Annotated in this window: 8 protein-coding genes, 1 tRNA gene and 1 pseudogene; 5 read left to right on the forward strand and 5 right to left on the reverse strand. The window is 65.8% G+C overall.

Annotated features, from left to right (window positions below):
• The first annotated feature begins 1 nt into the window (after position 1).
• The 3 genes and pseudogenes from BBK82_RS26635 to BBK82_RS54380 all read left to right on the forward strand — a co-directional run bounded on the left by BBK82_RS26635 (position 2) and on the right by BBK82_RS54380 (position 4,199).
• A complete protein-coding gene (locus BBK82_RS26635; RefSeq protein WP_065917464.1) occupies positions 2-2,638 on the forward strand; it encodes a pPIWI_RE module domain-containing protein in 2,637 nt (878 codons plus the stop codon).
• 90 nt (positions 2,639-2,728) lie between these two features.
• Positions 2,729-3,013, forward strand: coding sequence for an integrase core domain-containing protein (locus tag BBK82_RS47785; protein WP_071812680.1), 285 nt, complete (start codon positions 2,729-2,731; stop codon positions 3,011-3,013).
• Between the two features lie 146 nt (positions 3,014-3,159).
• Positions 3,160-4,199, forward strand: a pseudogene (locus BBK82_RS54380) (IS630 family transposase).
• An 87-nt stretch (positions 4,200-4,286) separates the two neighbouring features.
• Here the strand turns inward: BBK82_RS54380 and BBK82_RS26650 are convergent.
• Together BBK82_RS26650 and BBK82_RS50570 are read right to left on the reverse strand one after the other, a co-directional pair.
• Positions 4,287-7,139 carry a tetratricopeptide repeat protein gene (locus BBK82_RS26650; RefSeq protein WP_065917467.1) on the reverse strand — a complete coding sequence of 951 codons (2,853 nt, stop codon included), beginning with the start codon at positions 7,137-7,139 and terminating at the stop codon, positions 4,287-4,289.
• A 460-nt stretch (positions 7,140-7,599) separates the two neighbouring features.
• The gene (locus BBK82_RS50570; protein ID WP_154697518.1) at positions 7,600-7,785 is read right to left on the reverse strand and encodes a hypothetical protein; all 186 of its coding nucleotides are present in this window, start codon (positions 7,783-7,785) and stop codon (positions 7,600-7,602) included.
• A gap of 58 nt (positions 7,786-7,843) precedes the next feature.
• Here BBK82_RS50570 and BBK82_RS47795 point away from each other — a divergent pair, with 58 nt between their 5' ends.
• A complete protein-coding gene (locus BBK82_RS47795) occupies positions 7,844-9,829 on the forward strand; it encodes a CopG family ribbon-helix-helix protein (protein WP_071812681.1) in 1,986 nt (661 codons plus the stop codon).
• Between the two features lie 578 nt (positions 9,830-10,407).
• A complete protein-coding gene (locus tag BBK82_RS50575; protein ID WP_154697519.1) occupies positions 10,408-10,785 on the forward strand; it encodes a hypothetical protein in 378 nt (125 codons plus the stop codon).
• A gap of 555 nt (positions 10,786-11,340) precedes the next feature.
• Here BBK82_RS50575 and BBK82_RS26665 read toward each other — a convergent pair.
• The 3 genes from BBK82_RS26665 to BBK82_RS56780 form a co-directional block, all read right to left on the reverse strand.
• Positions 11,341-11,412 (reverse strand) — tRNA-Val (locus tag BBK82_RS26665).
• Positions 11,413-11,468: 56 nt separating this feature from the next.
• Complete coding sequence (locus BBK82_RS26670) at positions 11,469-11,894, reverse strand: TIGR02611 family protein (protein ID WP_065917470.1); 426 nt, start codon at positions 11,892-11,894, stop codon at positions 11,469-11,471.
• Between the two features lie 22 nt (positions 11,895-11,916).
• A complete protein-coding gene (locus tag BBK82_RS56780; RefSeq protein ID WP_065917471.1) occupies positions 11,917-12,366 on the reverse strand; it encodes an anti-sigma factor domain-containing protein in 450 nt (149 codons plus the stop codon).
• Between the last annotated feature and the right edge of the window lie 249 nt (positions 12,367-12,615).

Below are 12,615 nucleotides of genomic sequence, written 5' to 3' on the forward strand. Positions count from 1 at the left end.
CATGTACAACCAGATCAGGACCTGCGCGTTCGAGCCCGATCCCTCACGTGGCCCGTGGGTCGAACAACTTCACGTCGCGAAGTTCGCCGAGCAGTGGCGGATCGAGCTGACGGACCTGTACGCCCTCGGCTGGCGAAGCCGGGAGGCCATGGCCGGTCTGCCGGTCAGGCACCTGAACCAGGTGCTGCGCGCCGTGGCCCCCGGAGTCCTGGCGACCGGCCGCGGTGCGGCCGCCGATCCGTCGGTTCCCTGGATCTACACCGACGGCGAGGTGCCCGCCGAGGTTGTGCGGGCGGCCTTCCTGACCTGGGTGATGTCACTGCGACCCGAGCCCGAACACCAAGGCGCGCTGGACCGCGTGCTCGACTTGATCAGCAGTACCGCGGTCGAGTGGCTGCCGGTGGAGGTGGACCTCACATCGGTCGACCTGTCTGCGGCAGGAACCGCGCTACCACCCAGGAGGCTGTACTCGCTGCTGCCTGAGCTGGTCGCGACGCGCTTGGCGCAGCGGTCGTTTCGCGCTCGGGAGTCGGACCGGGAAACCCGTTTCCGCGTAGTCAACCGCGACCAGGGAACCGAACTCGTGTCGTGGCCCCCGAGATCTACGCCGTTCGACGGGGGCGGACACTTCTACTCGGTGGTCGTCAGGGTCACCTGTCACACCGTTCCGTTCGCCGCCAGTCTGCGGGTGCACGTGTCGACCGGGATCCGGCGGTGGGTCGCGGGAGACCGGTTGTTCCTGCCGCACCGACGATCCGCGACCGCGCTGGTGGACACACCGTCGCTCTGGGGAGACGGAGCGACTGCGGCTCGGACCCGGTTGTCGGTCAACAGCATCCGCTACGACGCGAGGCAGGGGCGGGTCGTCTGGGGCCGCAACAGCCCCATCGGTCTGCTCGGAGACCTCGACATCATCGGCAGCTATCCGAAGGCCGAGGAGGTGGTCTCCTCCCCGGAAACATGGTTGATGGGCAGGGAGAAGAAGGCGGTGGGCTTGGTGCACAGCACCGCTTTGGAGACGACCCACGCCGTAGGTACGGGACTGATGCCCGACGAGCGCGCTGAACTCGACCAGTGGGTTGCCGAAGGGGTGAAGCCGCTGCTGCGGCGAGTACCGGATCTGGTCAGGGTTCCTCGGGTGAGGAACAAGCCTGTGCTGCTGCCTGCGGCACCCAAGACCAAGCCCGAACAGCGGGAGAGGCTCGACTGGCAGATCGAGGCGGATCGGCGGCGTGGGTTGCGGGCCGCGTTGGCCGGCGAACCGCTGCACCTGGACGTCGTGACGATCTTTCCCGAGTCGGCGGACCGGATCCTGCGCGAGTTCGCTCGCCGGCTCGGCTGCCCCGAGGAGCAGGTCACCTCCGAGGTGCGACAGCGGTGGACCTTCGACGGCCTGGAAGTGCGGCTCGCCGTGTCGTCACTCGGTGATCTCGCCCGCAAAGTCGATGTCCCGAAGTCCGGGACGCCGCATCGTCCCGCAGCCGTGCGGGAAGCTCACCGGGCTCGACGGCTGGCAGCGGGAGCCGCCTTCCCCAGGCTCGACGCCCCTGCCATCGCCTTGGTCGAACTACCCGGCGGTGATCGCTTCACCGAGCCGGACTCCGATCCGAAGTCCGCGCTACGGCTCGGTTTCGCCGACAGCGGGCGCCTCACTCAGTTCATCCGTCCTTTGCCCGGTTCGGATGACGACGTCGATCAGCGACTGAGGTCGGCATGCCTCGACGCTTGCCGGCAGCTCGGTGCCTTCACCTCCGCCGAGCCACGCACGAGATCGCCACTGCCGACAGGCCTCCAGTACGTTGGCCTGTGGGTCGTCCGAGCCGCGCAGGGCAGACTGCTTGTGGCGGTCCGCGTCCGACCTGGTGAAGAGGTTCAGCAGGTCACCGCTTGGGACGACAGGGTCAAGGACTGGGTTCCCTACCGGCGTTTCCTGTTGACCTCGTCGACTGCGGGGGCGCCGTTCCGAATCAAGGGCGGGCGGAACGCGGCGGATGATCGGCTCGACGTGGAGCGGCGGATCAGGTCGATCCTGTACCAGTGCCGGGATCGGCCCACGTTGCTGTTGGTCAACAGCGGAAACCTCCGCGAGTCCTGGCCGTCGCTACTCAACGGCTCGCTTGTAAAGGACCACTTGGGTTTCACCGGCATCCACGATCAGCGAGTCGGTGCGTACGGCGAAGAACTTCGAGTGGTTCTGTTGCGTGATAGGAACAGCCGCGAAGAGGTGCCGCAGTGGTACGCGCCCACGCCCGAGGGAAAGCCCGCAGGTTTCGCCAGCGGACTGTGGTGCCCAGGAGACGGGCAAAGCGACAACCGAGTCTTCGCGAGTACCGCCGACCTACCCCGAAGCTTCCCGAAGACCCCGAGGGGACTCCGAAAGCTCGGCGACGATGTGCTCTCGCACTACGGCGCGACCGTCTCGGCCTGGAACCCGCAGTACGTCGAGATCACTTCGCTGTGCGTTGCCTCGGCAGATGAGGACTCACCGGACAGTCCAGCGGAGTGGGCATCGGTTGCCCATCAACAGCGCTTCCACAACGAGTACGACCCGCTGGCCCAACCCTTTCCCGTACACCTCGCAAAGAAGGCGGAAGAGTACTGCTTGTCCGCCGAGCCGATCGATGACGAGCTCGAATAGCCGAGCTTTGTTCTGTTTCTGGTTCGTGACAGGGCCAGCCAGTTCACGACGTCGTTCGATTCCGTTCTCTCGGGCGCCAACATCGCCGTTGTGAAGATCCCACCGCACTGTCCGCGGGCCAACTGCTATGCGGAACGGTTTGTCGGCACCGTCAGACGCGAGCTCACGGATCGGCTGCCGATCATCAACGAGCGGCACCTGGAGTCAGTGCTGAATCGCTACGTCCTCCACTACAACCACCGGCGACCACACCGAGCGCGACATCACTCTCCACCTCGCCCCGATCACCCAGCCGGAGACCCAGCTTGTAGGTCCGTACATCGGCGACGAGTGCTTGACGGCTTGATCAACGAGCACGAACCTGCGGCCGCCTGACGCGCAGGTCATACCGCCAAGCCTAAGCATCTGGACAGAAGTTGTGTCTGTAACTCGCGTGAGTTGACCTTGCCGCGAACGTGAAGAGCCTCGTCGGGTTGGATTCGGTTACCACACAGAATCGACCCGACGAGGCCTTCACCAGTATGCGCCCCGCGCATGTCTACGCCAATGTGACCCCTGGCCAGCACATCGAGCTGGTCGCAGCACTGCACGGGCCATGGCGAGTAGCAGCCCGCATCGTCATCATCCTGCTGTCCGCGTCCGGCATGAGCGCGCCCGAGATCGCCGAGCTCCTGCACCACGAGCCGGTCACGGTGCGCCGCTGGATCGCCCGCCACACCCGCGAGGGCCTCGCCGGGCTGCCCGACCGGCCCCGCAGCGGACGCCCCCGGCTGGGCAGCCCCAGGCTCGGGCAACGCATCCACACCCTGTTGCAGACCCCGAAAGCCTGGACCACCGCACGACTCTGGCGGGCCGCCCGACGCCCCGAGATGAGCCTGCGCACCTTCTACCGGCGGCTACGGGAACAGGCCAGCTGGCGCCGTCCCCGGCTGATCGCCAAGGGCGACCCCGACCACGACACCACCTGCGCCACCATCGCCGCCCGCATCGCCGCGCTCCCGGCCGGATCCGTGGTGCTGGCCGAGGACAAGACCCATCTCGACCTGCTGCCACGGGTCCGGTCCTGCTGGATGCCCACCGGCCTGCGCTACCGCATCCTCACTCCCGGCAGCAACATCCGCCGCACCGTGCACGGCGCGATCAACCTCGCCACCGGCGCCTGGCACCACCACGTCTCCGTCAAGAACGTCTCCGTGGTGTTCTGCTACTTCCTGCAGACGCTGCTCGACTCCTACCCCGACGCACCCGTGATCGCGGTCATCTGCGACAACGGCAGCACCCACCACAGTGCAATCACCCGCCGCTGGCTGGCCCAGCATCCCCGCCTGCAGGTGATCGAGGGCGCGAAATACAGCCCACAGGACAACCCGGTCGAACGCGTCTGGGCCGGCCTCAAACACCACATCGCCAACACCGCACCCGCCACGATGGCCGCCCGCATCCGCCAGGCCACACCTACTTCCGTGGCCGAACCACCGAGTAGAACCTCACCACCGCCGCGCCCTGGACCAGCCCCTGGCTACCCGAAGGTTTCGGACAGGAGTTTTGGCCTGGTGCTTAGTTTTGACACCCCACAGGTACCAGGGCGTCGGCGACGAGCATTTCGTACGTCTAGTGTCCTATGTGGAGCAACAGCCGTGGTGACGGGTCACTCCCCGGCGGTCTCGCTCTTCCAGGTCCGCAGCATCGCCCGCGCGAGAGCGGCGATCTCCGTCGACTTGTCGGACCCGTGCTTGCTGAGGCGTAGGACGAGGCGAAGTTCGAACATCGCTGCAGCCGAGTTGCCCAGCAGCTGATGGACGTGCGCGAGGTTCAGCCTGGCCATCAGCGCGTACTCGGAGCCGGGCCCGTGCACGTTCTCCAGGTGCGGTAGCAGATCAGTCAACTCGGTCAGCGCCCTGGTCACGTCGCCCTGCAGCACCAGGCAGGTCGCGGCCTTGGCCTGGGTGACCAGGGCGTCCGGGTGCCTGGCGCCGAACATCCGCTCTTGTGCGGCAGCGGCCGCACGCAGCTCGGCCTCCGCTTCGGGGTAGTGGCCCGCAGCGAACAGGGTGTCCGCGAGCTCGTGCAGGTCGTCCGCCTCGGATCGTGGGGGTGCGCCTCGTGCTACCGCGATCGCACGTCGCTCGGCCAACGCGGCCGCGAGATCGCCCTCCGCCATGAGCACGTGGACCAGCAGGCTTCGTGCTATGAGCGCGTCGTGGTGGTTCTCGTCGATCTGGTGCCACGCGGACACGACGGCCCTGAGTTCGGCCGCCGCGGCCACGGCGTCGCCGTGCTCTAGCGCCAGACCTGCCAGTTCGGCCCTGGTGACCAGGGTGCTGGGGTGATCGGGTCCCTGGAGTTCGGTCTCGATCGCGAGCAGGTCTTCGAACAGGGCACGCGCCCGCTCGCGATGACCTCGGCGCAGCGCCAGGCCCGCGAGTTCGTGCCGGGATGTGAGCGCGATAGGCGACTGTGGTCCGGCGGTTCTGCTCACCGCTTCCAGCACCTCGGTGAACTCACGTTCCGCGAAGTCGAGATCGCCGAGGTCGAACCGGGTGCGCGCCTGTTCGTGGCGAGCCGCCAGCGTGTGCTCGTGTTCGGATCCGAGCACCGTGGTCATCATCGGTACGATGCTCGCGAACTCCTTTCGTGCGCCTTCGAGATCTCCCCGTGCCCGGAGCAGGCGGGCCAGTTCGTGCTTGTGTGCGAGGACACGGGGATGGTCTTCGCCCAGTGTTACGACGGCTTCGTCGGTGATGCGTCGGAATTGCGACTCAGCCTCGCCGTAGTGCCCGCGGTCCAGCTTGAGCAGTGCGCGGTTGTGGCGCGTGATGAGCACGTCCTCATGTGTGTCCGGCAGCTGCTTCAGCAGGAAGCCGAGTGAGAGGTCGTAAAACTCCTCGGCGGCCGTCCAGAGTCCGGCGGTTCTGGTGTACTCGGCCGCGTAGTAGGCCAGGCGTGCCTGGACGAGGTCGCCGTCACCCGCAGTGTGCGCGGTGTCGTCCGGGGTGAACGTGCAGTGGGGCAGGAGCAGTTGCCAGATCGCCCGGTTTGCGTGGTCTCGTGGGTCGTGTTCGTCCGCAGTCCTGCACAGGAGCGAAAGGCGAAGGCTTCGGTAGATCCGGATGCTGGTTGTGACGTCCGGTTGGATTTTGCTGATCTGTGCCAGGAGCGGGTGCAGGCTGAGCGTGTCCGTTCGTGGTGATGGCATCGCCGTGTGCTGGTGGTCGAGGAGTCCGCACGAAAGCAGGCCGTCGACCGCGTCTTCGAGGTCGTCGGAGTCGAGTTCGCCGAAGAGCGAGGGAGCGATCCTCAGGACGCTCGGCTTGAGGACTGCGGTGGGAACAGGCGCTGACGCGAAGAACGACAGCAGACGGAACACCGGCCGGGCTGCGGTCACGCCCTGGGAGTCCAGCAGGTCCAGCGACTTCTCCCAGGTGCGGGCCAGCACCTCATCGCTCGGCACTCGGCGGCTGAGGGCCGAGATCGTGACGGCGAACTCCGCGTCAAGCGCGGCGGTGTAGCCGGCGAAAGTCCTGGCGTGCCGCGATTCCGGCAGCGCCGGCCCGGTGCTCGTGCGCGCCAGGTAGCGGCCAACGAGCATGAGCGCCAGCGGAAGGCCACCGAGCCGGTCGGCCAGGACCTCGGCGTCGGACGCGCTGCCTGCCTCGGGGGCGAGGTCGGTGAGGACGGCGGCGCCGTCAGCCGAGGTGATTGGGAGGAGCTGGTGTAGGACAGCGTTCGGGGACCAGCGCGGCGGCCGGTGGTCGCGAGTGGTCACCAGCAGTGTGTTCCCGCCCGGCGGCTCGCGGAGCCATCCTTCGAGCAGGGACGGATCGTCCGCGTTGTCGACCACCAGCAGCCATGGCGTAAGCCGGGAGCCCAGGGTATGCCACAGGAGGTCCTGCGCGGACTCGCCACGGCTCCACACCTCGCGGGCCTCGGCGCGGTTCGCACCCGCCTGCACAGCAACCTCGAACAAGCCCGCCACCAGAGTCGCGCGCGTGGAGCCGTCCACCCACCAGACGGTGCGATGGTCACGCACCTGTTGTGTGGTCGCGCGGGCCAGCGCGCTCTTGCCGCACCCGCCGGTTCCTCGCAGCACCACTGATCCGCCGGTCGTGCCCACCAGGCAGGCCAACTCGGCCAGCAGGTCGTCCCGGCCGCGCAGGCGGTGCCCCACCAAGTTGGCCGGCACTGCGGCGGACAGGTCGCTCGCCTCGAACCGGCCTGGTCCGGTCGACGCATGCCGTTCGAGGGCGCGCTCGACCCGCCGCTCGTGGTCCTGCTTGATGCGCAGGATCAGCTCGCGCGTGTAGTGAAGCGGTTGCTTGTCGATCCTCGTGTGGTCGTCTCCGCACAGGAGGATCAGGTTCTCGTAGTGGTCGACCACGTCCGGATCGCACTCGCCGTGCCGGGCACTGGTCGGTTCCTTCCCCGCGATGTGCGCCTGCTCGCCGAGGATCGCCTCGTGGTCGAGCGGTGTCCGCTCCGCGATCAGCGTGGTGCCGCACATCGCACACCTGCCGCCCGAACGACCCCAAAGGAGCTTACGGTCGAGGTCGCGGATGGCCACCCGTCCATCCTGCCGGAAAGCCGACCACGCTATCGAGACGTTGATGCGGCGGTACGACCCACAACGACCGATCCGACCGGTCGGTTGGACTCGATCGCGGCGACGAGTCATGTGACGTCCCCAGCGTCGGTCCAGCCCAGCCCCACAGGCCGCTCACGTCACCGCTCCGTCAATCTGCGCCACAAGGAATCGACCAGTCCAGAGGTACGGCGATGAGCCTTCGCGTGCAGCTGCCCCGGGCGGGAGGTGAAGCCGCCGCCGACCCTGGTCCTCAGGCTCTCTCGACTCGTTCGCGGGGCTTCTTCGCGGTGGTCACTCCTTATGACCTGCGCGTCCTGTCACAGAAGGGTGCCGAGAAGCGAATTTCGTACTACGATATTCTCGTGCGGTGGAGATACGGTCATCGGCGAGAAAGCACGGCGTGTCGGATGCCGACATGCGCCACGCCGTCGAGTACGCCGTGCACGAAGGCGAGATCGACGATGACGCACCATGGCGTGTCCTGTACCTGGGTCCTGACACTGCGGGCAACCTGCTCGAGGTGATCACGGTCGAGGATGATGATGGTGACGAGGTCGTCATCCATGCGATGAAGATGCGACCGAAGTATTTTCCGCTGCTCGCCCGAGGGAGGTGACGACGACATGACTGACAAGAAGCCCACGTCAGGCGGCGTTGAGCTGACGGACGAGTTGATGGACCGTTTGGCGGAAGAAGCCGAGAAGGGCTACGACCTCGACAAGATTCGTCCTCGCACTCGCCGAGGACGACCGCCTCTGGGTGCGGAGGCTGCGACGCCGTTTCAGGTCAGGCTAGATCCCGACCTGCGAGACGCCTTGCAACGCGAAGCGAATCGTTTGAACGTGTCGCCCAGCGAAGTGGTTCGAACCGCCTTGCGTGAACACATCGACCGGTCGGTCAACGCTGAGGCGCCGGCTGAACAACGTCGCGGTTCGTCGAGCGCGGAAGTGAGGTCGATCAACCGTCGACTGCTGGTGGTCGTCAGGAACCACTCGTCTCTCGACCGGTTGTTGGAGTTGCTTCCTTACCTGACCTCCGCGCGCGGAGTTACCGTGAAGTCCACGGTCGATGCCAGTGGTCGTCCGCCAGCGAATCTGACTGATCGGCTTGAGCGCGCAGGTACGCAGTTCGTGTCCTGGCAGGACGCGGTGGAGACTCCCTTCGATGCAGTGATCGCTGCGCACAGCAGCAGAAGGCTCGTTGCGTTCAAGCATCGCAATCTGTTTGTCGTGCCGCACGGCGTTGGGTTTAACCGGGCGAGGTTTGCGAGCTCTGGCGTCGGCGTGCCTGCTGATGGATTTAGCGCAGCTGATCTGACCGACCGCCATGGCGCGGTATTCCCCGCTGTGATCGGGCTGGCCAATGTGGAGCAGATGAGCAGCTTGGCGGAGGTCGTCCCAGCTGCAGTGTCGAAGGCTGTAGTGATCGGCGATGCTTCCTTCGACAGGCTTCAGGCTAATAGCGCTCATCGTGCCGAGTTTCGGAGCGGGCTAGGAGTCATGCCTGAAGAGCGTCTGGTCGTGGTGAGCTCGACCTGGGGCGAGCACTCTCTGCTCGAACGCTATCCCACGCTGGTCGCACGGCTTCTCAGCCAACTACCGGTGGATCAGTACAAGGTCGTGCTGGTAGTGCATCCCAATTTCTGGACGGACCAGAAGCCAGAAGAGCATCTGGTCGCGTGGCAGCCTGCTGTGGGCAGCGGCCTTCTCGTGATGCCGCCTCAAGAGGGATGGAGAGCGGCTCTGCTGGCCGCGGACGTCGTCATCGGTGACCACGGATCGGTCACGAGATACGCGGCAGCGCTCGGCAAGCCTCTTCTAGAGATCGGTATCGACGACACCGAGGCCGCGCTGAGTTCACAGCTGTCCGAATTCGTTGCCCATGCACCAAAAGTGGATGTTGGTGGTGACCTGCGTCGGCAGATTGAGACCGCTGTCGCCGACCAGGATAACAGCTGGTTCGAGCCGATCGGCCGCAGGATGTTCGTCATTCCAGGCGAGTCGATGCGAGTGCTACTGGGTCAGATTTATGGCCTCATGGGACTTCCGGAACCGAAACGCCACCCGCGTCCGCTATCAATCCCGCCTTCGAGTGCCTTGCGGGGCAGTCCTCCGAAGTCGACCTTGGTCTCGACGACGCTACTGCCACGCAATCGACGATCCGCAGACGCGTTGGTCGAGCGATTTCCTGCTGGACTGGCCGAATTCTCGCGGCCTCAACCCGACCGCGTTCTGGTGTCTCAGTGGGGTGAGACCGACCCGTCCATGCTAAGTGACGCACATGTTCACGTCCGAGATGACGTGCTCGAAGTGGAGGAAGCCCAGCTGTGGATGGCATCGGTCTTGAACACGTATCCCAGAGCATCTCTTGCTGTTGCAGCGGTCGAAGAAACTTCGTGTCTCCTGTGCACGCAAGATCGCCGCACACTGCGAGCGGAACTGTCTCGGCCTGAACTCGGCGCTTCCGCACGCGTGGCCGCAGCCATCCATCGATTGTTGGTGGATGGGTGGTCGCTGAGCCCTGGAGGTTACGATTTGCACTTGCAATCACGCGGTGAGGAGCTGGTGGTGACCGTCGAAGAAGTAGTTTGCGCCGACGTCACTTGCTAGGTGCCACCGCTTGCTAAATGCCACCCTGAAATTTCGTCCGATGGATCGGCTGGGATCTCGACCGTGCTTCCGTTCGCGGTGGCGATCAGGTCGCCGCCACCGCTGGGTCGGACATCAGCGATGGCCGCGTCGTGATCAGCCTTGTCCATTGCTGTGGCGGTCTGCACTGGGGTTACGCACGTTGCGCCGACCAGTTGGGGGCATCGAGTCGCCGACATCGCGTTGGCGGCAGATCGTGCGCGAGGCAGGTTCGTGCCCGCACGCGAGCAGGTGGCCGTCGTCAAGTTCACTGGTCCTGTCGGAACCTACGCACACGTGTCAGTCGAGGTGGAGCGGCTTGCCGCAGCACGACTGGGGTTGGTTCCGGTGGATGTCGCGACCCAGGTCGTGATGCGCGACCAGGTTCCGAAATGTGTGTGCGCTGGCTCTACGTCGGCGTGCGAGTGCCTTGCGCTGGAAGCGCGACATGGAAACCGCAGTGAGGTCGTGAGCGCGCTGAAGGGACCCAGCCGGCCGGGTGGGATCCTCCGCCATGCTGCACAAGAAGAAATCCGGTGACAGCCGAGAAGATCTGAGAGTTGGCCCGACTCGTCCGCTCGTACGTCGTGCCGGTGATGGAAGGCGTTCCGTTGGGGCACGAGCGGGACATCTCGCACAGTTCGGTGGAGTGGGTGTGCCTGCCGAACGCCTCCATGGTCGTCGAGCACATCCTGATCTCGACGGCGGACCTCGTGCGCGATCTGGTAGTGGATGCATCGCACATGACCACGGTTCTCGATGGGCGAGCAAAGGTTTGTGGCCTCAGATGGTGCCGTGGTGATGCTCATGAGCGCCGGGATGAGACGCGAGTTGGCGCACGAGCTCGTGCGTGCGGCCTCAACGCCTGGGTGTCTTTGGTCGAGTTCGCGGAACTGATCCACGCTGCGGCGAAGGATCAGGGGGTACGAGGTCGATGAGAACCGGGTTGCAGCGGTGGGGCCATCGGTATCGCCGGACCGGCTCGATCAAGTCTTCGAGCGCGTGGCCGCGTTGATGAAGCGTTGATCCAGTGGAGCCTGTGGGTTGTGCGTGCTGAGAGGTACGTTCGTGCAACTCGCGGGCCTCGGCACGTGGCTGGCGGTCGTTGGGCATGATCGCGTCCCGTGCTGGTCCATTGCGACAGTGATTGGTCTGCTCCGATGGCCCTCGTCGATTGGGCTGATGTGACGTGCAACGAGGCAGGTTTACTACCACTGTTACTACCGAGGCTTCTGGGAGCGGAGAGCGATAGACACCGAGAGCCTCGATCTGTGCAGGTCAGAGGATTCGGGTCTAGGGATGACGGCGGGAACGAACCTAGTGACCTCTTCGGTAGAGGCGAATAGATCACGGGCTGGATGGGTGACAAGTCGCTGACCTGCGGATTCGAGGTCCGCAGACCTGAGGTTGGCAGGGCAGTTCTGTCCTACGCAACGCAAACGGCCTGTCGATGGAATCCATCGACAGGCCGTCTGAACTGGTGAAACACACTGTGGGCGATACTGGGATCGAACCAGTGACCTCTTCGGTGTGAACGAAGCGCTCTCCCGCTGAGCTAAACGCCCGTGTTCTGTTGTCGTGCTGTCCCGCTCTCGCGGTGTAGCCATAGCTTACAACATCATCAACGAGAACCAAAAATCGGGCTCTGCAACCAGGCCCAGTCGAGGCCGAACCAGCCGCCTACCAGCGCGAACACGTTGAGGAAGTAGCAGGTGACCAGGACGATGGCGCAGACGCCGGCCATGACGAGGCCGCGGACCCAGGAGGGTTGGCGCTTGAGCCACTCGACCCAGCGGTCGTAGTAGCGCTTGGCGAACTTCAGGACGCGGCCTGCCCACTCGAACTCGGTGGCGAGGATGGCGAGGCCCGCGAAGACGACCAGCCAGCCGGGGCCGGGGTAGGGGATCATGATGATGCCCGCGATGAGGACCAGGCCGCCGATCACGCCGACGCCGATGCGGTAGGCGAGGTTCAGTGCCGGGTTGCGGTGGAACCAGTGGCGCCAGCCCTTGTGCTCCTCGGTGGGCTTTGCGTCGGGCTTCGTCATGTGTCGATCATCCTGTTGGGACTCAGGCGGGCGCAACCTGGCCTGATGCCAGGACGTCCGATGGTCTCGGAGGGGCCTGGCGGCCTGGTTCGAGGGATACCGCGAAGGTCGTGTGCTTGTGTGCGTCTGCGGACCACGTGAGCAGCTCGGGGTCGGTCGAGCCGGCGCTCACGTCGAACAGCGCCAACGGTACCGGCGTGTCGGTGCTCGCACCCCAAACTACGTAAATGTGGCCCGAGTCGTTCGGTTTGAGGTTCATCGGCATCACGGCTGCGGCGGTGGGGCCGGAGAGGACCACGGCCGTGTCTTGGCCGGAGCCGGTGCTGCGCAGGAGGGCGCGGTTGGTGGCCGGGTCGGCGGCGAGGGTGAGGGCCCTGGTCAGGTCGTCGGTGCGGGCCTGGGAGGCGGCGACCTCGCCGGAGAGCTGGTTCACGCGCACGCCGAGGTAGCCGCCTGCTGCGAGGACGGCCACTGCTGCCGCGGCGGCGAGCAGGAGGCGGCCGGTGCGGCGGCGGTGCTGGGGCGCAGCGTGTCGGGCCGCGTGCGGGGGCGGGGTGCGGTGGCGGTGGCTCCTGGGGGGTGTTTCTGCTCCGCCTCGCGCGCAGGTGGGGTGGGGGTTGTTCCTGGCGGACGGCGCCGCCGATGCCCGCGAGGACCTCCTGGGTGGCCTGCACGGTGCTTTGGCACGTCGGGCAGGTCGGCACGTGGTCGCGCGCCAATG

This window comes from Lentzea guizhouensis, from assembly GCF_001701025.1.
Classification (GTDB): Bacteria; Actinomycetota; Actinomycetes; order Mycobacteriales; family Pseudonocardiaceae; genus Lentzea; species Lentzea guizhouensis.